General features: G+C 52.1%; 20 protein-coding genes. 16 read left to right on the top strand and 4 right to left on the bottom strand.

Going from position 1 to position 21,032, the window contains the following annotated elements; translation table 11 throughout:
* Positions 1 to 176: 176 nt before the first annotated feature.
* A complete protein-coding gene (gene nepI / locus ACLJPQ_RS13540; RefSeq protein WP_080184945.1) occupies positions 177 to 1,370 on the top strand; it encodes a purine ribonucleoside efflux pump NepI in 1,194 nt (397 codons plus the stop codon).
* 59 nt (positions 1,371 to 1,429) lie between these two features.
* On the opposite strand, the gene ACLJPQ_RS13535 is transcribed toward nepI, so the two are convergent.
* The gene (locus tag ACLJPQ_RS13535) at positions 1,430 to 2,812 is read right to left on the bottom strand and encodes a glycoside hydrolase family 1 protein (RefSeq protein ID WP_001270471.1); all 1,383 of its coding nucleotides are present in this window, start codon (positions 2,810 to 2,812) and stop codon (positions 1,430 to 1,432) included.
* 105 nt (positions 2,813 to 2,917) lie between these two features.
* Positions 2,918 to 3,211, bottom strand: coding sequence for a YicS family protein (locus ACLJPQ_RS13530; RefSeq protein WP_000824217.1), 294 nt, complete (start codon positions 3,209 to 3,211; stop codon positions 2,918 to 2,920).
* Positions 3,212 to 3,407: 196 nt separating this feature from the next.
* On the opposite strand from ACLJPQ_RS13530, the gene dagR reads away from it, so the two are divergent.
* The 8 genes from dagR (at position 3,408) to ACLJPQ_RS13490 (ending at position 12,118) form a co-directional block, all read left to right on the top strand.
* Entirely contained in the window at positions 3,408 to 6,206 is a 2,799-nt protein-coding gene (gene dagR / locus ACLJPQ_RS13525; RefSeq protein ID WP_080184946.1) for a transcriptional regulator DagR, read from the top strand.
* A 218-nt stretch (positions 6,207 to 6,424) separates the two neighbouring features.
* Complete coding sequence (locus ACLJPQ_RS13520; RefSeq protein ID WP_000214106.1) at positions 6,425 to 6,850, top strand: PTS sugar transporter subunit IIA; 426 nt, start codon at positions 6,425 to 6,427, stop codon at positions 6,848 to 6,850.
* A 10-nt stretch (positions 6,851 to 6,860) separates the two neighbouring features.
* Positions 6,861 to 7,346: a PTS system mannose/fructose/N-acetylgalactosamine-transporter subunit IIB gene (locus tag ACLJPQ_RS13515; protein ID WP_001284295.1), complete on the top strand. Its 486-nt coding sequence runs from the start codon at positions 6,861 to 6,863 to the stop codon at positions 7,344 to 7,346.
* Between the two features lie 145 nt (positions 7,347 to 7,491).
* Positions 7,492 to 8,241, top strand: a complete 750-nt coding sequence (locus ACLJPQ_RS13510) for a PTS mannose/fructose/sorbose/N-acetylgalactosamine transporter subunit IIC (RefSeq protein WP_000380259.1) — start codon at positions 7,492 to 7,494, stop codon at positions 8,239 to 8,241.
* The gene (locus ACLJPQ_RS13505; RefSeq protein WP_161976246.1) at positions 8,238 to 9,098 is read left to right on the top strand and encodes a PTS system mannose/fructose/sorbose family transporter subunit IID; all 861 of its coding nucleotides are present in this window, start codon (positions 8,238 to 8,240) and stop codon (positions 9,096 to 9,098) included. Before ACLJPQ_RS13510 ends, ACLJPQ_RS13505 begins: the two co-directional genes overlap by 4 nt.
* A 3-nt stretch (positions 9,099 to 9,101) precedes the next feature.
* The gene (gene dgaE / locus ACLJPQ_RS13500) at positions 9,102 to 10,211 is read left to right on the top strand and encodes a D-glucosaminate-6-phosphate ammonia lyase (protein WP_080184948.1); all 1,110 of its coding nucleotides are present in this window, start codon (positions 9,102 to 9,104) and stop codon (positions 10,209 to 10,211) included.
* A complete protein-coding gene (dagF, locus tag ACLJPQ_RS13495) occupies positions 10,198 to 10,941 on the top strand; it encodes a 2-dehydro-3-deoxy-phosphogluconate aldolase (RefSeq protein ID WP_001186147.1) in 744 nt (247 codons plus the stop codon). The genes dgaE and dagF overlap by 14 nt, the downstream gene beginning before the upstream one ends.
* 235 nt (positions 10,942 to 11,176) lie before the next feature.
* Positions 11,177 to 12,118 (top strand): Rpn family recombination-promoting nuclease/putative transposase, encoded by a 942-nt coding sequence (locus ACLJPQ_RS13490; protein ID WP_000749539.1) that lies wholly within the window; start codon positions 11,177 to 11,179, stop codon positions 12,116 to 12,118.
* 42 nt (positions 12,119 to 12,160) lie between these two features.
* Here the strand turns inward: ACLJPQ_RS13490 and ACLJPQ_RS13485 are convergent, their stop codons facing one another.
* The gene (locus ACLJPQ_RS13485; protein WP_000535970.1) at positions 12,161 to 13,063 is read right to left on the bottom strand and encodes an EamA family transporter; all 903 of its coding nucleotides are present in this window, start codon (positions 13,061 to 13,063) and stop codon (positions 12,161 to 12,163) included.
* 508 nt (positions 13,064 to 13,571) lie between these two features.
* On the opposite strand from ACLJPQ_RS13485, the gene ACLJPQ_RS13480 reads away from it, so the two are divergent.
* The 5 genes from ACLJPQ_RS13480 (at position 13,572) to cigR (ending at position 18,006) form a co-directional block, all read left to right on the top strand.
* On the top strand, positions 13,572 to 14,267 hold the full coding sequence (locus ACLJPQ_RS13480) for an MgtC family protein (RefSeq protein ID WP_000392700.1): 696 nt from the start codon (positions 13,572 to 13,574) through the stop codon (positions 14,265 to 14,267).
* 218 nt (positions 14,268 to 14,485) lie between these two features.
* A complete protein-coding gene (mgtA, locus tag ACLJPQ_RS13475; RefSeq protein ID WP_000131292.1) occupies positions 14,486 to 17,212 on the top strand; it encodes a magnesium-translocating P-type ATPase in 2,727 nt (908 codons plus the stop codon).
* Between the two features lie 21 nt (positions 17,213 to 17,233).
* Positions 17,234 to 17,326 (top strand): protein MgtR, encoded by a 93-nt coding sequence (gene mgtR, locus ACLJPQ_RS13470; RefSeq protein ID WP_001082117.1) that lies wholly within the window; start codon positions 17,234 to 17,236, stop codon positions 17,324 to 17,326.
* A gap of 12 nt (positions 17,327 to 17,338) precedes the next feature.
* Entirely contained in the window at positions 17,339 to 17,425 is an 87-nt protein-coding gene (mgtU, locus tag ACLJPQ_RS13465) for a magnesium transporter protection protein MgtU (RefSeq protein WP_252515021.1), read from the top strand.
* 101 nt (positions 17,426 to 17,526) lie between these two features.
* Positions 17,527 to 18,006: an anti-virulence regulatory inner membrane protein CigR gene (cigR, locus tag ACLJPQ_RS13460; RefSeq protein ID WP_001065324.1), complete on the top strand. Its 480-nt coding sequence runs from the start codon at positions 17,527 to 17,529 to the stop codon at positions 18,004 to 18,006.
* Between the two features lie 228 nt (positions 18,007 to 18,234).
* Here the strand turns inward: cigR and ACLJPQ_RS13455 are convergent, their stop codons facing one another.
* Entirely contained in the window at positions 18,235 to 18,915 is a 681-nt protein-coding gene (locus tag ACLJPQ_RS13455) for an isochorismatase family protein (protein ID WP_000106464.1), read from the bottom strand.
* Positions 18,916 to 19,699: 784 nt separating this feature from the next.
* Here ACLJPQ_RS13455 and ACLJPQ_RS13450 point away from each other — a divergent pair.
* Positions 19,700 to 20,557, top strand: coding sequence for a transcriptional regulator (locus ACLJPQ_RS13450; protein ID WP_001278066.1), 858 nt, complete (start codon positions 19,700 to 19,702; stop codon positions 20,555 to 20,557).
* A gap of 10 nt (positions 20,558 to 20,567) precedes the next feature.
* Positions 20,568 to 21,032 (top strand): hypothetical protein, encoded by a 465-nt coding sequence (locus ACLJPQ_RS13445; RefSeq protein ID WP_001521985.1) that lies wholly within the window; start codon positions 20,568 to 20,570, stop codon positions 21,030 to 21,032.

The raw sequence follows: 21,032 nt of genomic DNA, 5'->3' as shown, positions 1-21,032 counted from the left end.
ATACACTATGTCTTACCTTTTGGTTTTACACGCAGCGAGAGAAGATAATTCTCAACGCTCGACCAGCCTCGCAAAATGCAGCGCAACAATGTCAGTTGCTAAAACGTTAATCAGATCACATTTTGTAATGTTACACTGCGTGGATTTTCCGCACTAAAACGACGCAGGTGACCACAATGAATGAAAATATCGCAGAAAAATTCCGCGCTGATGGGGTTGCCAGGCCTAACTGGTCAGCCGTTTTTGCCGTGGCGTTTTGTGTCGCCTGCCTGATTACCGTTGAGTTTTTGCCCGTTAGTCTGTTGACGCCGATGGCGCAGGATCTGGGGATCTCCGAGGGCGTCGCCGGTCAGTCGGTCACCGTTACGGCGTTTGTCGCGATGTTTTCCAGCCTGTTCATTACCCAGATTATTCAGGCGACCGACAGGCGTTATATCGTTATTCTGTTCGCCGTTTTGCTGACGGCTTCTTGTCTGATGGTCTCCTTTGCCAACAGCTTTACGCTGCTGTTGCTGGGCCGCGCCTGTCTTGGGTTGGCGCTGGGCGGATTCTGGGCGATGTCGGCGTCGCTGACCATGCGACTGGTTCCCGCGCGTACCGTGCCGAAAGCGCTGTCGGTGATTTTTGGCGCGGTTTCCATCGCGTTAGTGATCGCCGCGCCGCTGGGCAGTTTTTTGGGCGGTATTATTGGCTGGCGTAATGTCTTTAACGCCGCTGCGGTGATGGGCGTACTGTGCGTCATCTGGGTGGTGAAATCACTGCCGTCGCTGCCGGGCGAACCTTCTCACCAGAAACAGAATATGTTTAGCCTGTTGCAACGCCCTGGCGTGATGGCCGGGATGATCGCCATCTTTATGTCTTTTGCCGGGCAGTTCGCTTTCTTTACCTATATTCGCCCGGTCTATATGAATCTGGCGGGCTTTGACGTTGATGGTCTGACGCTGGTGTTGCTCAGTTTTGGTATTGCCAGCTTCGTTGGCACTTCTTTCTCATCTTATGTCCTGAAACGTTCGGTAAAACTGGCGCTGGCCGGTGCGCCGCTGCTACTGGCGCTGAGCGCGCTGACGCTCATTGTGTGGGGAAATGACAAAACCGTGGCGGCGGCAATAGCGATTATCTGGGGACTGGCGTTTGCGCTGGTGCCGGTGGGATGGTCAACGTGGATCACTCGTTCCCTTGCCGATCAGGCGGAAAAAGCCGGTTCCATCCAGGTCGCGGTGATTCAACTGGCAAATACCTGTGGCGCGGCGGTGGGCGGTTATGCGCTCGACAATTTCGGGCTGCTTTCGCCGCTGGCGCTTTCCGGCGGACTGATGCTGTTGACGGCGTTAGTCGTGGCGGCGAAAGTCCGTATTACGCCAATGAGTTGATATTGCTGCCATTTGTAGGCCGGATACGACGTTAGTCGTTATCCGGCAATAATAAATGCTTAATCAAAACCGTTATGCTCTGCGGTGGCGGCAAACCATTCTCCGCTTTTTTTCACCGTGCGCGTTTGGGTGGCTAAATCCAGTTGTACAAAACCATAGCGATTTTTATAGCCGTTCAGCCATGACCAGTTATCGATAAAGGTCCACATGTGGTAGCCAAGACAGTGACAGCCCTCGCTAATGCCTTTATGCAGCCATTTAAGATGCTCAGAGATAAAGTCAATCCGGTAATCATCGTGAATCTGTCCCGCTTGCACAAAACGCTGCTCGTTCTCAACGCCCATCCCGTTTTCGGAGATAAAACAGCGCGGATTGCCGTAATTATCCCGTAGGTTGGTGATGATGTCGTAAATTCCTGGCGCGTAAATTTCCCAGCCGCGGTAAGGGTTCATCTTGCGCCCCGGCATGTCGTAATAGTCAAATAACCACTCCGGCATAAACGGCGCTTGCGGATTCACCGCCGTATCACGGCATTTCACGCGGCGCGGCTGATAATAGTTAATCCCCAGTAAATCGATTTTGCCGTCGGCAATAAGCTGACGGTCGCCTGGCTGACAGGCAGGCAACTGGTCATAGGTTTTCAGCAGCGCCACCAAGTCCGCCGGGTATTCTCCCTTTAATACCGGGTCAAGAAAACTGCGGTTGAATAACAGATCCGCATGATGCGCGGCTTGCACATCGGCGGGATGCTGCGAGCGTGGGTAGGACGGCGTCAGATTCAGCACTACGCCGATTTCACCGTCGTAGCGCCCGGCGCGCCAGGCGCGCACGGCGGTCGAGTGCGCCAGCACGGTATGGTACGCCACGGTGGCTGCACGTTTAAAATCCACCACATTGGGATAGTGGAAGTCGTACAAATAGCCGCCTTCCACCGGCACAATCGGCTCGTTAAAGGTAAACCAGTGCTTCACGCGGTCGCCAAACAAGGTAAAACACGTTTGCGCGTACCGACCAAACGCCTCTACGACGTCGCGATTTTCCCAGCCGCCTTTCTCCTGCATGACCATCGGCATATCAAAATGGAACAGCGTAATAAACGGCGTGATGCCCTGCGCCAGTAGCTCGTCGATGACGTGATTGTAGAAGCTCACCGCTTGTGGATTCACCTCGCCTACACCGTCTGGAATGAGCCGCGCCCAACTTAGCGAGGTGCGAAAACTGTTATGTTTTAACTGTTTCAGTAGCGCGATGTCTTGCTTCCAGTGGCGATAGAACGTTGAGGTTTCCGCTGGGCCGACGCCCTGGTGAAAACGATCAGGCTGGCGCTCGAACCACACATCCCACGTGGTCTGGCTTTTACCGCCATTCAGACTATCCCCTTCGGTTTGCAACGCTGAGCAGGCGCTGCCCCACCAGAAGTTATCGGGAAAACGGTATCGCATTGTCGTACTCCTTGATCGCGTAAATTCGCTCCAGAATACGCGATTTTGGCGAACAGAAACCGGTTACAGTCCGCATTTTCGCGACCAAAAAGCGGAAAAGCGGTGCTACATCTCCGGGCATTCCACCTTGCCGAGAGCCTGCCAGTAGTTATGCTGATTGTTGCGCTCTATCGCGATCATCGCCTCCCGAATATGCTGCTGGTTCCCCTCGCTCGCCATGATTTTTTTCTCCCAGGCTTCATCGGTTAGCGCGCCTTTGGGCGTACACATTTTGCGCAAATCCTTTAAAATCGTATTTTTTTCATGCGCCGACTGGAGTGAGCTAAACGGAGAGTCGGCATACGTGACGCCTGGTAGCGCGACAAGTGTGGCAATAAGCAGAAGCGTTTTTCGTTTCATAAACGGTATCCTTATCGGTTTGCACTTTTTCAAGAGTAAGTGTAGACCGTGCGACGTTCACTCATCGGGGCGTGCTATCCGTTGGCGTTGAAGTCAGGCAAAAGTGGGAAGGCGGCTTCTCGCTGCGCCTTCACTTTCTTGCGTGGCAGAATAGTGTATGTTCTGACTACTCTTTTATTTCGTAAGCGGTAGTGTAATGAGACGTATTGAGATCGTACTGGGAGAGCTGGAACGGCTGACGCGCGGGCTATGCCTTGCCGATTTGGCGCAGGAGACGGCGTTTACGGCGGAGGCGATAGGTTTCAATCTTGGGCTGGCGCGTAACTCCGTCAGCAAAGATCTCAATCAGTTATGGAATGACGGGCTGGCAATCAAAAGCCGTGGCCGCCCGGTCTATTTTCTGCATCGTCAGGCGCTGGAAACGTTGCTGGGACGTCAGCTGAAAGAGTCTGAACGCGAAGTGCGGTCGGTGGCGGATGTGCTGCCGCATGAAGAGCATTACGCGCCCGACGATCCGTTTACCAGCCTGATTGGTTACGATCGCAGCCTGCGCGATGCGGTAGAAAAAGGCCGTGCGGCGGTGCTCTATCCGCACGGTTTACACGTTCTGCTTACCGGGCCGTCCGGCGTCGGTAAAACCTTTTTTGCGGAACTGATGCACCGTTTCGCCTGTGAACAGGCGAGCGGCGCTATCCCGCCGCTGGTCTACTTTAACTGCGCGGAATACGCCCATAACCCGGAACTGCTCTCCTCGCATCTGTTTGGTCATCGGCAGGGGGCATTTACCGGCGCGAATGAACATAAAACAGGCCTCGTGGAGCAGGCGGACGGTGGTTATCTGCTGCTGGACGAGGTGCACCGTCTGTCTTATGAAGGGCAGGAAAAGCTGTTCTCTATTCTGGATAAAGGCGAGTACCGTCCGCTCGGCGTGAGCAGCCAGCCGCGATCAATTTCGGTACGCCTGATTTGCGCCACTACCGAGCCGGTCGGGTCGGCGCTGTTACGTACTTTCCAGCGGCGTATTCAGGTATGCATTGATTTGCCGGGCATTCGCCAGCGCTCCGTTGAAGAACAGATCGAACTGATCGTGGGGTTCTTACAGCGGGAAAGCCGCAAAATAGAACGCACGGTCAGCATTGATAAACCGTTGTTGCTCTGGTTGCTGAATAAACCCCTGGAAGGCAATATCGGTCAGCTAAAAAGCGATATTCAGTTTCTTTGCGCTCAGGCGTGGGCATCGGGAATGACCGAGCATAACGACACGCTACAGCTGGATAAACGGCTGGCGGAGATGTCGGTTAACCCGACGCCGGAACAGCGTCTATTGGTGGATACTCTGTTTGACGGTAAAGCGCGGCTAAATATAGACGCGCGCACGCTGCCCGCATTGAAGACGTCGCTGGCGACCGGGGCGGAAATTGAAGAGAGCGACCTCTTTTACAGCTTCCTGACGCGCGAATATGTTAATTTGCGCAACAGTAACGTCCCCCCGGCGGAGACGCTGGCGATCCTGAAAAATAAACTCAGCTCGATTTTTGAATACGGTCTCTACAGCCGCGACAGCGTGGCGCATCCGCCGCGCTATGGCGACCAGATTGAAGAGCGCGTGACGCTGCTGATTGGCTGCGTAGAGCAGGTGTTGGGCTTTTCGCTGCCGGAAAATCTGGTTAACCCACTGCGTAAACACTTCCTGGCGCTGATAGGCTACGTGCAGCGTGGCCTGATCCCGCAGCTTTACTCTTCCAGTTTGATCCTGGATCGCTGCAAAGACGAATATGACAACGCCGCGCTGCTGTGTCGGAAAATCAACGAACTGCTGCATATTCAGTGTCCGGCGACGGAAGTGGTCTGGCTATGCCTGTTCCTGAAAGAGTGCCGCCATTATCGTCAGCGCATCGATGCCAGCCCCGACTGCGGGGTCATTTTGATCGCTCACGGCGCGACCACCGCCACCAGTCAGGCGCAATATGTCAACCGCGTGCTGGAGCGCGAGCTGTTCAGCGCCATCGACATGCCGTTTGAACAGTCGGTGCATGACACGCTGGAAACGCTGACCCAAATGATTCAAACCCGCCAATATCGGCGGCTTATCCTGTTGGTGGACATCGGCTCATTGATCCATTTCGGCAGTACGATCAGTAAGTTATTCCAGATAGATGTTTTGCTCATGCCGAACATCACGCTGACCAGTCTGCTGGAAGTCGGGCTGGATTTAAGCTATGAAACCAGCGACTTACCACAGTTGACGGCGCTCCTGCAGAGTAAAAATATCCCCTGCCAGCTTTGTACGCCGCAGCAGGAGAACGGCGGCAAAGTGCTGGTCATCTCCTGTATTACTGGCATGGGAACGGCGGAAAAAATCAAAAAGGTGCTGGAGGAGAGCTTTGGCGAACTGATGTCGCAGGACACCAGGATGGTGATCCTTGATTATAACGAGGTACGAAGTCTGGAGCGCGTTCAGCAGGCATTGAATGCCAGCGAGCGGCTGGCGGGGATTGTCGGCACTTTCCAGCCGGGGCTGCCGGATATTCCGTTTATTTCGCTGGAAGAGCTTTTCTCCGAACAAGGGCCGGAACTGGTGTTGAGCCTGTTAACGCCCGATCTGTCCAACGCTGAACGCCGTCTGGAGATGGAGCGCAGCGCCATGCGCTTTATCAGCGCGCTAACGATGGAGAGTATCATCAACCATATTTCCGTGCTTAACCCGCAGCGTATTCTGAAAGAGATGGAGGGCGTTTTTAACCATCTGACGTTTTCGCTTTCCCTGAAACCAAGCCGCCAGGTGACACTGCGCTTCCTGATCCACTGCTGCTGTATGGTAGAGCGTATTGTGATTAACCGAAAACCGTTACAGATGGCGTTGGAAAGTCAGCCGAATCTGGACGCGCGCGCGTTTAGTGTCATCAAATCCGCTTTTCTGCCGATCGAAGACGCCTACGCCATCCGTTTATCGGATGCGGAATATTTTTATATCTACGAACTGCTCTATAGTTAATCCTTTTACTGGCGGGGCTTCGCGCCTCGCCAGACCTTTCTTCTTCCTCGCGTGACACAAATTCTGGCACAACCTTTGCTCTTCTGATGATGCGTTATGCCGGATAGCGGCGTAAACGCCTTATCCGGCCTACCGGGAGTGTCCTGTAGGCCCGGTAAGCGCAGTGCCACCGGGCAATATATGCCGGTGTCCTCATGTAATTGCGCCAGGAGGCCATTTTGACTACCACACAACCGTTGCCCCACATCCTGCTGCTGACGCATGGCGGCTGGGGACAACCGCTTTGCAACAGCCTGCGTATGGTCACGGGCGAAATTAAAGGCGTGACGGAAATCGCGCTAATGCCTGTCGATACGCTGGGCGAGTTTTATCAACGCGTCGAGGCCGTGGTGAAAACGCTGCCGGAAGGCTCGCTGATCCTGACGGATTTTGTCGGCGGCACAACGTCCAACGTCGCGGCGCGGCTAAGCGCCGATTATCCGGTGGCGGTGATCGCCGGACTGAATGCGTCGCTACTGCTGGAGGCGCTGGACAGGCGCGAACAAGGGATGCTAACCGCCTGCGTGGACGAGTTAGTTGAGGCCGGGCGCAGTAGCTGCCTGGATGTGGTCGCCCATGTACGTCAGCTACAACAATCACTCTAAGGAAAACATCATGGCCAATATCGTTTTATGCCGCATCGACAGCCGTCTCATTCATGGGCAGGTTGTCACGAAGTGGGTCGGACAATCTCAGGCGAACCGGATAGCCGTTGTGAGTGATGAACTGGACGCCGATCCGTTTATGAAAAATATCTACCTGATGGCCGCGCCGCCAAATATCAAAGTGGATTGCTTCGGCAACCAGAGTTTTGCCGCCGCATGGAAAGAAAATCAGCTTGGCGACGGTAACGTGCTGGTGCTTTTTCCCTCACTGGCAGCGGTGCAGGACGCCATACAACTGGGCTTTGACGTTACCCGCATTCAGGTTGGCGGTCTCGGCGGCGGGCCAAACCGCAAGGCGGTTTTTCAGAATATTACGCTGGATGAAAAAGACGTCGGCATTCTTAACGACCTGAAAAACCGTGGCGTTCAGGTATTTTTCCAGACCATTCCGGAAGATAAGCCGCAGCCGCTCGACGATATCCTGAAAAAATTCTAACCCTTTAATAGACACAAAATCATTCTGGATGCATCAAGGCGGCAACTGAGTGAATCCCCTGGAGCTTACTAAAGTAAGTGACTGGGGTGAGCGAAGGCAGCCAACAAAGAGGCAGCCTGAAGGATGAAGTGTATAGGATAACACTATGGATACCTTACTCTTTGCAAGCCTGATGGGGTTGTATTACTGGTTTGCCCGTTTACGCCTCGGCTACACCTTCTCCGCGATGCTGTTACAACCGGTGGTGATCGCGGTATTTGTCGGGCTTTTGCTTGGCAATATGCAGACCGCGATGATCATCGGCGCAGGGATGCAGCTCGTTTATTTGGGCGTGACCTCAACGCCGGGCGGCAACGTGCCGTCGGACCCGGCGCTGGCGGCCTGTATCTCCATTCCTATCGCGGTGAAGGCCGGTATGGACCCAAACCTGGCGATCGCGCTGGCAATCCCGTTTGGCGTGATTGGCGTGTTTCTCGATCAGCTTAGGCGCACGCTGAACGCCGCCTGGGTGCATATGGCGGATAAACACGCGGAAACGGCAAACATGGCGGGCATCATGCGTTGCGCCTTTCTTTACCCGGCATTGCTGGGGCTGGTGCTGCGCTTCCCGGTGGTCTTTGCCGCTAACTACTTTGGCCAGGATGTGGTGGAAAGTTTCCTTAAACTGATGCCGCACTGGTTAACCCACTCCTTTGAAATCATGGGCGGCATTCTGCCGGCGCTGGGCTTTGCCATCACCATTATGGTGATCGGTAAAAAGAGCCTGTTGCCGTGGTTTATCGGCGGGTTCTTCGCGGTGTTGTACCTCAAGGTCGACATCATGGCGATGGCCATCTTCGGCACCTGTGTCGCCTTCCTGATTAAAGGCCTGGCGAAAAATGAAGGAGCAGCATGATGAGCAGTGACGTAATGCAACATGAACTGGTTGAGCGTGCGCGGGAAAGCGGGGCGCTGACCAAAGCAGATATCACCAAAGCCTGGTTTATCTACTGGCTGGGCGCCGAGGTTTCCAGCTCCTATGAGCGCTTACAAAGCCTGATTTTCTGCGCCTCGATGACGCCGATCATCAAAAAACTTTACCCACAAAAAGAGGAGCAGGTAGAAGCGCTAAAACGCCACCTTAACTTCTTTAACTCCGAGCAGACCTTCGGCGCGGTGATTCAGGGCATCTCTATTGCCATGGAAGAACAAAAAACGCGCGGCGAGCCGATTAACGACTCGTCTATCACCGGCATTAAAACTGGCCTGATGGGGCCGCTTGCCGGGATGGGCGACTCGATTATCTGGGCGGCGGTGATGCCGCTGTTGATAGCGATCTTTATTCCGTTCGCAGCAAATGGCAGCGCGATGGGCGGTATTATTCCGCTGATTCTCTACCCGGCGATCACCCTGGCGATCAGCTACGGCATGGTCCACAAAGGATATACGCTGGGGCGTGATTCGATTATCGGCCTGCTGCAAGGGGGGCGAATCAAAGAACTGATCTACGGGGCCAACGTGCTGGGTTTGATCATGATGGGCGCGCTTTCCGCCAGCTACGTCAAAATCACCACGCCGTTAAAAATTAGCGCCTTGAAAGGATCTGAAGTGGTGGTTCAGCAGATCCTCGACTCTATCGCACCGGGCTTATTGCCACTGACGGCGGTATTCGCCATCTACTTCTATCTGGTAAAAAAAGGGCCGCGCTACACCACCATTTTGCTGTCGATTGTCGCACTGAGCATAGTCTGTTCGTTGTTGGGAGTGCTGTAAATCATGACGCCGAATATCTATCAACAACTGGGGTTGAAAAAGGTCATTAACGCCTGCGGCAAAATGACCATTCTGGGCGTCTCAAGCGTCGCGCCGGAGGTCATGCAGGCCACCGCGCGCGCGGCTTCCGCTTTCGTCGAGATTGATGCGCTGGTGGAAAAAACCGGCGAACTGGTATCGCGCTATACGGGTGCTGAAGATAGCTATATCACCTCGTGCGCCTCGGCGGGTATTGCCATTGCCGTCGCTGCCGCTATCACCCACGGCGATCGGGCGCGCGTCGCCCTGATGCCGGACAGTACCGGTATGGCCAATGAGGTAGTGATGCTGCGCGGGCATAATGTGGACTACGGCGCGCCAGTCACCAGCGCCATTCGTCTTGGCGGCGGGCGCATAGTGGAAGCGGGGTCGAGCAATCTGGCGGCCCGCTGGCAACTGGAAAGCGCCATTAACGAAAAGACCGCCGCGCTACTGTATGTGAAATCACACCATTGCGTACAGAAAGGCATGTTGAGCATTGACGATTTTGTACAGGTGGCGCAGGCCAACCACCTGCCGTTGATTGTCGATGCCGCGGCGGAAGAGGATTTGCGCGGCTGGGTGGCGAGCGGCGCGGATATGGTTATCTATAGCGGCGCGAAAGCCTTTAATGCGCCAACCTCCGGCTTTGTTACTGGCAAGAAAACGTGGATTGCCGCCTGCAAAGCGCAGCACCAGGGGATTGCCAGGGCGATGAAAATCGGCAAGGAAAACATGGTTGGGCTGGTGTATGCGCTGGAGAATTACCACCAGGGCCAGACGACCGTGACCGCAGCACAGTTACAGCCGGTCGCGGAAGCGATTTCCGCCATCCATGGACTTTATGCCGATATCGAACAGGATGAGGCCGGGCGTGCAATCTGGCGTATTCGTGTGCGGGTGAACGCATCTGAATTGGGGCTGAATGCGCAGGACGTCGAAGCGCAGTTGCGCGGCGGCGAGATAGCGATTTACGCCCGCAAATATCAGCTTCATCAGGGGGTTTTTAGCCTCGATCCACGCACGGTAGCTGAAGGGGAAATGGCATTGATTGTGGCGCGACTCAGGGAGATTGCAGAACATGCAGCAGATTAATTTTTATCGTCAGCGGGTAGCGATTAACGTACTGGCAAAGGATATCGCCAACGCGAAGGCTATCTATGAAGCCGCCGAAGGCCATGCGGTCATTGGCGTACTTTCCGCGCAGTTCGCTACGGTAGAAGAGGGCGTGCCGGAGGTGAAACGCTGGATGGCGGAGGTGCCGTCTATCTCAGTGGGTCTGGGCGCAGGCGACCCGGCGCAGTACTACAAAGCGGCGATGATTGCCGCCCATACTCACCCGGCCCATGTCAACCAGACCTTTACCGGCAGCGGCTTCGCGGCGGGCGCGCTGGCGGCGACGGGCGGCGAGCAAACGCATATCAACGCCCTGGTCAGCCCGACGGGAACGCCTGGCGAGGTGGTGATTTCTACCGGCGTCAGCAGCAGCCAGGGAACGCCAGCCCGCGTTTCCTGTGAAGCGGCGGTACGCATGATGCAGGATATGGGCGCACATGCGGCGAAGTTTTTCCCGATGGGCGGCGAAAAGTCGTTACCGGAACTCTATGCGCTGGCGACAACCGCCGCCCGCCACGGAATGACGCTCATTGAGCCGACCGGCGGTATCTCACTGGATAATTTCGGTATTATCCTGCAAACCTGCCTGGAAGCAGGCGTGCCGCGCGTCATGCCGCATGTTTACAGCTCGATTATCGATCCGCAAACCGGCAATACGCGCCCCGAAGACGTCATTCGGTTGATGGAGATAGTCAAAGCGCTGGTGTGAGATTTATCGCCGAAGAGCGCTGCGTTCACCTGGCCTACAGATGACGTGTATTTGTAGGCCCGGTTAGCGTTACGCTACCGGTCGATAATGCGTAGCAGGCCGGGCAAAAATGTACGTATTGCAGCCGTCAGTGATTCCCTTTCGAGCCTCCTCGCAGGGTTAAATTTTCCTGAATGCTGTCTGTATTTTTGGCGAGTACAGTGGCGTCATCTTATGCCTCAGGTGACGGATCGCCATGAAAAAAAGCCCCACGTCCACGCCTCATGATGCGGTATTCAAAACGTTTTTACGCCATCCGGATACCGCGCGGGATTTTCTCAATATTCATCTTCCCCATTCGCTAAGAATACGTTGCGATCTGACGACGTTAAAACTGGCGCCGGACAGTTTTATCGAGAAAAATTTACGCGCGTTTTATTCCGACGTCCTTTGGTCGCTAAAAACGTGTGAAGGCGACGGTTATATCTATGTCGTTATAGAGCATCAGAGTACGCCGGACGCGCATATGGCGTTCCGGTTAATGCGTTACGCGACTGCCGCGATGCAGCGCCATCTGGATGCTGGCCATAAAACGTTACCGCTGGTGATTCCCATGCTGTTTTACCATGGCGCGAAAAGCCCGTATCCCTTTTCGCTGTGCTGGCTGGATGAGTTTGACGATCCTGCACTGGCGCGTCAGCTTTATGCGACGGCATTTCCACTGGTAGACATTACGGTGGTGCCGGATAACGAGATTATGCAGCATCGACGTATCGCGATGCTGGAGCTGGTACAAAAGCATATACGTCAGCGCGACCTGATGGGATTGGTCGAGCGCTTAGCGGTACTTCTGATTACGGGAAACGCTAATGACAGTCAGCTAAAAGCGCTGTTTAATTATTTGCTAATACAGCATGGCAGCACGCCTCGTTTTGGCAAGTTTATCCGCGAGGTGGCGCGTCGTGTTCCCCAACACAAGGAGAGATTAATGACGATCGTAGACAGAATACGTGAATCGGGGCGCAGAAAAGGTAAGCGTGAAGGCGTGCAACAAGGCATACAGCAAGGTATACATCAAGGTAAGCAGGAGGAAGCCTTGCGTATTGCGCATACGATGCTGGAACAGGGGATAGATCGGCAGATGGTGCTGATGATTACCGGGCTTTCTGACGAAGAGATTAAGGCAAAGCGCCATTAAACTTTTCCCTCTTCCGCCCGGTCATCGTGATTATCAACGGCGTTAAGCGGCCCGCGCGCGTCGACGGGAATCGAGGGAGATCAGAATCACTGACGAGAGAATGAGCAGCGTGCCCAGCCAGTCCGGCAAGGTAAAACTAATCCCCAACAGCAGTAGCGACAGCAGGGCGCTGCTTAACGGTTCCGCGCAGCTTAAAATGCTGGCTTTGGGGCCACCAATCAGTTGCGCGCCTTTCAAATACAGGCTGAACGTCAGCGACGTACCGATCACCACCAGGTAGAAAAAGGCCAGAATCAGGCTGCCGCTCACCGCAAAGTGCGTTCCTTCTTTAGCGTAGAAGGGCAGCAGAATAAGGCCGCCAAAGGACATACTCCAGCCGACCACTGGCAGCGTGCCGTATTGGGCGATTAGCCTGGAAGGCCAGGTCGTATAAAAGGCGGCGGCAAATGCGGAGGCGATACCCCAGAACAGCGCGCCTGAAGAGATCGACAGCGATGTTGGATTGCCGTGAGTCACCAGTAAAAAGGTGCCGATAAGCGATGTAAGAATGGCGGTTAAGACCAGAATGCCTGGTCGTGTTCTTCGCGCTAATGCAAACCACGCGACAATAATGGTCGGCGATAAAAATTGCAGCACTGTCGCGGTGGCGGCATTGGATTTTTCAATCGTGAGCAGGAAGGTTAGCTGAACGGTGAGCGCGCCCACCACGGAGAAAATCAGCAGACTCAGTGCATCTTTGCGGTTTTTAAGAATCGAAAATATCTTATCGCCGTGCATAAAGGAGAAGGTCACCAGTATCAGCCCGGCGAATAACAAACGTATCATCGTCAGGAACTGTGACGACATACGGCTTTGCTCCATGATGTACTGCGCGCAAACGCCTGAACTCCCCCACAATACGGCGGCAATCAGGACGTTTAGCATCCCTTTTCTGGTGGAACCCATTTTTTCCTCGTCATGTTGTTTTATTTTTTTACGTGCAGGCATCATAACAGAGCTATCGCCGGTATTAAGCAGGAATTTATTGTTTAATGATTTCAGACGAGCTTGTTATCGACATAATATTGTCATTTTTTTGTCATAAGAAAAAATATCAAACAAACTTAAACAGAACGTCACTAAACCCGCCTTTGCACTTTACGGAACATATTGGCTGACTATAATAAGCGCAAATTCATGCAGGAGTAATATGTTGGACAGTCACTTTTACGTAAATCATCTGGCAAGTTAACGCACGCTATTCCTGCGCTGCTTGCCGAACCGGTGGGCAGCAATCTCCCCTTGTGACGATTGTCATCCCAATAATGTTACAACACGTGCATTGTCGCGAGGTAATCGTCATGTTCATGTTTAAACACGCTTTATTTCCTCCGCCGTTAACACGACGCTAATTGCCTCAGGGCAGAAATTTGTCGTGTGCTAAATATAGCACGTACTTATTCTTCCAGAAAAAATGGAGGAACGTATGTTAATGTTTCCTTATATTTTAAATTTACTGGCCGCTATGCTGTTGGGCGCGCTGATTGGCGCGGAAAGACAATGGCGTCAACGTATGGCGGGATTACGCACTAATGCGCTGGTGGCGACAGGCGCCGCCGTTTTTATTCTGAGCTCCATGACGACATCGCCAGACAGCCCCGGGCGAATTGCGGCGCAGATTGTCTCTGGGATTGGCTTTCTGGGGGCGGGCGTCATCATGCGCGAAGGGATGAATGTGCGCGGGCTGAACACTGCGGCAACGCTATGGTGTTCGGCGGGCATCGGCGTGTTATGCGGCTTAGGGCAGTTCAAAAATGCGCTGGCGGCGACGATCATTATTCTTTGTGCCAATATTTTACTGCGTGAAGCGGCGCAGCGTATAAATCAACTCCCGGTATCCGCCGAGGGAGAAAAACGTTATATCCTGAAAGTAACCTGTAATAAAGAAGATGAAAGCGAGGTTCGTCAGTGGTTACTGAATATCGTAAAAGAGGCCGCGATCTGTTTACAAGGGTTAGGTTCGGTCCCCGCTCAGGAACAGGGCTATAAAGAAATTCGTGCCGAGCTCGTGGGTCATGCTGATTATCGTAAAACGCGAGAACTGATTATATCCAGAATAGGTGATAACGATAATATCACCGCAATTCACTGGAGCATTGATAGTCAATAATAGTTTTTCATTCAATTTCAACATTACGCCAGGCGTATAAGGAGGGAATGATGGATATTCCCGAGTTGATAAAATAAAACCCACTCAAAATAGTGAGTAAGCAATAACCTTTTTTATGCATAGATAATTCTCCCGGGCATTCACCTTGAAATCGTGAGTTTGCTATTCCCCGGGCGTGATATGCAGGAAACACTACACCTTAATTTTGGGGATTCATCATGACTGACATGAACATTGAAAACCGGAAACTCAATCGCCCGGCGTCAGAAAATGATAAGCAGCATAAAAAAGTATTTCCGATCGAAGCGGAAGCTTTTCATAGCCCGGAGGAGACACTGGCGCGGCTGAACAGCCATCGTCAGGGCCTCACGATAGAAGAGGCCAGCGAACGGTTGAAAGTGTATGGGCGCAATGAAGTGGCGCATGAGCAAGTTCCTCCGGCGCTGATTCAGCTTCTGCAGGCATTCAATAACCCGTTTATTTACGTTCTGATGGCATTGGCAGGGGTTAGTTTCATCACGGATTACTGGCTCCCGTTACGCCGTGGCGAAGAGACCGATCTCACTGGCGTGCTGATTATTCTGACGATGGTCAGTTTGAGCGGGTTATTGCGTTTCTGGCAGGAGTTTCGCACTAACAGAGCAGCACAGGCGCTGAAAAAGATGGTTCGCACCACCGCCACGGTGTTGCGTCGTGGGCCGGGCAATATAGGCGCGGTGCAGGAAGAGATTCCCATTGAAGAACTGGTGCCGGGCGATGTGGTTTTTCTGGCCGCAGGCGATCTGGTGCCCGCCGACGTCCGTCTGCTGGCGTCGCGCGATCTCTTTATCAGCCAGTCAATTCTTAGTGGTGAATCATTACCCGTAGAAAAATACGATGTTATGGCTGATGTGGCAGGTAAAGACAGCGAGCAATTGCCTGACAAAGATAAGAGCCTGTTAGATTTGGGCAATATCTGTCTGATGGGAACCAATGTAACCAGCGGCAGAGCGCAAGCGGTCGTGGTTGCGACGGGAAGCCGTACCTGGTTCGGCTCGCTGGCGAAATCCATTGTGGGTACGCGTACCCAGACGGCTTTCGATCGCGGAGTCAACAGCGTGAGCTGGCTGTTGATACGCTTTATGCTGATCATGGTGCCGGTTGTCCTGCTGATCAATGGTTTCAGTAAGGGAGACTGGGTAGAGGCTTCGCTGTTCGCGCTGGCGGTTGCGGTGGGGTTGACGCCGGAAATGTTGCCCATGATTGTCAGTTCCAACCTGGCAAAAGGCGCGATTGCGATGTCGCGGCGCAAAGTGATCGTCAAGCGCCTGAACGCTATTCAAAACTTCGGCGCGATGGATGTGCTGTGTACAGATAAAACCGGCACCTTAACCCAGGACAATATTTTTCTGGAGCATCATCTGGATGTGAGCGGTGTAAAAAGCAGCCGGGTATTGATGCTGGCCTGGCTGAATAGTAGCAGCCAGAGCGGCGCACGGAATGTGATGGATCGCGCCATACTGCGTTTTGGCGAGGGCCGCATCGCACCATCGACAAAAGCGCGCTTCATTAAACGCGATGAACTGCCATTCGACTTTGTACGTCGCCGGGTATCGGTCCTGGTGGAGGATACGCAGCATGGAGACAGATGCCTGATCTGCAAAGGCGCTGTTGAAGAGATGATGATGGTAGCCACCCATCTTCGCGAAGGCGATCGTGTAGTGGCGCTGACGGAAACACGCCGCGAGCTGCTGCTGGCGAAAACCGAAGATTACAATGCGCAGGGATTCCGTGTATTGCTGATAGCGACACGTAAGCTGGATGGCTCCGGGAACAATCCGACATTAAGTGTGGAGGATGAGACCGAACTTACCATCGAAGGGATGCTCACTTTTCTCGATCCGCCGAAAGAGAGCGCCGGTAAAGCGATTGCCGCGTTGCGGGATAACGGCGTGGCGGTCAAAGTCCTCACCGGCGATAATCCGGTCGTGACGGCGCGTATCTGTCTGGAAGTGGGTATTGATACGCACGATATCCTGACCGGAACCCAGGTTGAGGCGATGTCGGATGCCGAACTGGCATCTGAGGTGGAGAAACGCGCAGTATTCGCCCGGCTGACGCCGTTACAAAAAACGCGTATTTTGCAAGCGCTACAGAGAAATGGTCATACCGTTGGTTTTCTTGGAGATGGGATCAACGACGCGCCCGCGCTTCGTGATGCGGATGTGGGAATTTCCGTCGATAGCGCCGCCGATATTGCTAAAGAGTCATCAGATATTATTCTGCTGGAAAAAGATCTCATGGTGCTTGAGGAAGGCGTTATCAAAGGGCGGGAAACCTTTGGTAATATCATTAAATACCTGAATATGACCGCCAGCTCTAATTTCGGCAATGTTTTTTCGGTACTGGTAGCCAGCGCGTTTATTCCGTTTCTGCCGATGCTGGCGATTCATCTGTTGATCCAGAATTTGATGTACGATATTTCGCAGTTGTCGTTGCCGTGGGACAAAATGGATAAAGAGTTCCTGCGTAAGCCGCGGAAATGGGACGCGAAAAATATTGGTCGTTTTATGCTATGGATTGGCCCAACGTCTTCTATTTTCGATATCACAACCTTTGCGCTGATGTGGTACGTCTTTGCAGCTAATAACGTAGAGGCGCAGGCGCTCTTTCAGTCCGGCTGGTTTATTGAGGGTCTGCTCTCGCAGACACTGGTCGTGCATATGCTAAGGACGCAGAAAATACCGTTTATCCAAAGTCGGGCGACGTTGCCGGTATTATTGACGACCGGCTTGATTATGGCGATAGGCATTTATATTCCATTCTCACCTCTGGGCGCGATGGTTGGACTGGAGCCGCTGCCACTGAGCTACTTCCCGTGGTTGGTGGCGACACTATTGAGCTACTGTCTGGTGGCGCAAGGCATGAAACGCTTTTATATCAAACGCTTTGGCCAGTGGTTTTAATGATGTTTGAGGATCGCCCAGATGAATCGCTCACCCGATAAAATCATCGCGCTGATATTTTTACTGATTAGCCTGTTGGTGTTGTGTTTAGCCCTCTGGCAAATCGTTTTCTAACGAGGTGACGCCATGCAAAAAAGAGGGTTGGATAAAATTTTTTATCAGGTTGTCCTGATAGCAATCATCCTGATTTTACTGACTATCTGGATACGATAAGCTGCTGTTGGCGAGCCCCGCTTAAAATAAGAATCGATGTAGTTGTTCTTTTTATGGAGGGGCGCTATTTTCATGGTATCCCACATCAGAAGGGCAATATCATGAATAATCGTCGTGGTTTAACCGCCGTCCTGGCGACGTTGATTACGTTTTCCCTGAGCGCTACGCCTGTGCTGGCGAATCCGGGAAATGGCAATGGCGGCGGACATGGTAATAACGCGGCTAATCAGGGTAATAACGGTAACGGACATAAAGGAAATGCCGGGCAAAAAACGGAACACCGTAAAAATGGCGGTAAACCGGATCACGTCGAGTCGGACATTAGCTACGCTGTCGCCAGGCAACTGGCAGTGAATTTAGGGCTGACGGGTTATCAGTCTTTACCTCCGGGGATTGCGAAAAATCTGGCGAGAGGAAAACCGCTGCCGCCGGGAATCGCTAAAAAAACGGTGCCGGCGTCTATGCTGGGACAATTACCTTATTATCCGGGCTATGAGTGGAAAATCGTTGGGGATAATCTGGTGCTGATCGCGCTCAGTACCGCGGTGGTCACGGCGATTATTAATGGCGTATTTGATTAAGAGCCTATCCCACCAGGCGTTATTGGCGCAGCCAGTTTGGACACGGACAGCGCGCAAAAACCGGAGCGTACACGTAGTACGTGAGGTTTGACTCGCTACGCTCGCCCTTCGGGCCGCCGCAAGCGGCGTTCAAAACGCTAACGCGTTTTGGCGAGCACTGCCCAGGTCCAAAATGGCAAGTAAAATAGCCCCATTAAATGGGGCTATTTAGCCGCTTCAGGGCGTTATTTATGCGCGTTGAGAATCCAGCAGTTCATTATTTTTTACTACTTCCTGCGCTTTGGTATAACTTTCAATCAGTAGCTGATAGGCCGGGAATATTTTGGTATATACATCCGCCCATTCTGCGGCATCTTCCCGATTCCAGGTACGTTGCAGCTCAGAGGCTACCGCCGCGGTATCCATTGGTACTACGCCCGCCTGCACCACGCGGGCCATCGTAATTTCCTGCGCCATTTTACTGTACGTACCGGAGGCATCAATTACCGCAAATACCTTGTACCCTTCCGCGACGGCGCTGATGGCTGGAAAAGCCATGCAGACACTGGTAATAGTACCGGCGACGATCAGCGTTTTACGGCCTGTCGCTTTTACCGCTTGTACAAAATCGGCATTATCCCAGGCATTAATTTCCCCTTTACGCGCGACATATTGCGCGTGGGGCGCATTCGCATGGATTTCCGGAATCAGCGGACCATTCGGTCCCTGTGGTACGGATGCGGTAGTAATGACCGGCATATTGCATAAGGTAGCGATCTTAGCCAGCGCCGCGGCGCGCGCGCGTAATTCCGGCATCGGCATGTCGCCGACGGTCTGAAACAAGCCACTTTGGTGGTCAATCAGCAGCATTACTGCGTCGTTAGCATCAATGGCAGGGCGTTGACCGTTAAAATTCGCGGGTGTAGACATAATTCATTCCTTGTTGTTGCCTTTCACTGATAATCACTATCAGTGTTAAAGTCATTAATCGCCGGGGCGATTTCCGTTTTTAAGCTGATGACAGTAATCCGTTGCCGATTCTGGATTACCTTATTGAGTTCTTTCTGAAGGAATATTCATCGGCATCACCTTCAGTCGATTTACTTTCACGCGAATCTGTTATCACAACAATATTCATATTATGAATAAATGTTTCTATTTTACATGTCGGAGAGGATTATTGATTGAAAAAACAGGCTATATCCCTACAAATTGTTTCTGATAGATAGTTTTAAACTTATTTAGTATAAGTTTGAAATATATCAATTAAGAGTTAACTTATTTATATTTAAATAACATAAAGCACAGCTTAAATATTAAGTGGGAAGCGTGTTGTTATTAAGTATGGCTACTGTAACTCTTAATAAATTGGAAATTATCCCTACATAACGAGTGCCGCTTTTTTGGATATTACAAGCCATTATAGAGAACACGTTCAATAAAACCCTGTCTTTCATATGATATAGATTGTCAGGATATATTTTCTCATGATTTATCTATAAGATATTAAAGCGTAGTGGCACAGTAAATTTGGCCACTTGATTAAAGGTGATATTCTCACCTCAATACAAAACAGGAGACTTAACGAACAAGAAAACCAAACGTACTTTCACTCCTGAGTCTGCTATAATGAGAAAAGCGGTGTCTACGCTTACCTGTTAATGTCTTATGCCTCTCGCTCTTCTATATGATCGGTATGTGCAGGGGACAATCCATGTCCTGCTACGCAGCCACAGCATCAGACTATACTCAGTGGTGTCTATTAACCCTCTCCAACTACGTTATGTTTTGGCATGGTAACAATGCGATGTTATGGATAATTAACGATAATATTGAATTTAATCCAGAAATGAATCGCCTGGCGTCATTATCGAGGCCAGATCTCAACATTATTCTGACAACGCCCGCCAGCCGCTGCTTGCGCCTTCTGCTGGAAAACGCCCCCTCCGTCGTCTCACAACAAACATTCTTTCAAAAAGTGTGGGAAGAAGACGGCATGGTGGTGTCGGCAAATACGCTTTATCAGAATATCTCCATTATTCGCCGCGGATTACGTACCGTTGGCGAAAATGAAGATACGCTGATAATCACGGTTCCGCGTAGAGGCTTTCAGATTGAGCCTGGCGTGAGCCTCATGACCATTCGCAAAGACTTCGCTCAGACAATAGAAAAAAAGGGTGAGACGCCGCCGCGTACGTCAGGGCGTTGGTTTAAACATTATGTACCTGTACTTTGGATGACCGGGACATTTGCTGTCGGTATTTTGCTTGGCACTATCAGCTGGCAAACCGTTCCCGATAAGGATTTTTACGATCGCTACACGCTGGTTGAAACAACTCAGGGCTGTCATTTTTTCTCGCGGAATGAAGATATCGAAAGCGGTAGCCGCTTTGCAAGCTATAAGTCAATGATTCTAAAAACCGGTATGGATTGTCAGAAATACCCATGGGTCTATTTCCCTTCCAGCAGTCGCACCCCAGCGGTTACGGCATTGATTTGTCAGCAACCTTATAAAACGCGCGGTGATACAGGCTGCGTGACGCTTTTTTTCCGCGGGGTGACACATGGGTAAAAAGGCACTGATGTTAGCCTGCCTGACGCTACTGTTTCTGGGAGTAGGGCTTGGACATCTTTTTCATTTGTATACGGAAAAGAACCGGGATCCAGAGAAATGTACGGCGCCTGTGATTGTGTTTTATAACAACACTCAGGCTAACCTGACGCTGGATTTTATGTATTCGCTGAAAAAACGCACTGGGGTGGTTTCCATCAGCGGAACGTATTACGTCGATAATAAAATGAGCGGCGTGATCCGCCGTGATGTTTCCTATGTATGGAGTGAAAATAAAGACAGCACCCATTTTATATCGACGGATATCAACAAAGTCACGCGTGACGAAACACTGTCCGATGCGGTTATCGAGACGGTTTTACCCGATTTTTATGTCTATCCAGGGAAAAGCATCAGTTACACCATCCTGACTCAGGGCCATCGTGGCTTTATGTTCACCATCGGGAAACGCCCGATATTTTTCTGTACACATTAA

The organism is Salmonella sp. SAL04213, from assembly GCF_046550535.1.
In the GTDB taxonomy this organism is placed as follows: Bacteria; Pseudomonadota; Gammaproteobacteria; order Enterobacterales; family Enterobacteriaceae; genus Salmonella; species Salmonella enterica.
Note: the sequence above shows the minus strand (reverse complement) of the source record. Positions and strands in the feature narration are given on the sequence as shown.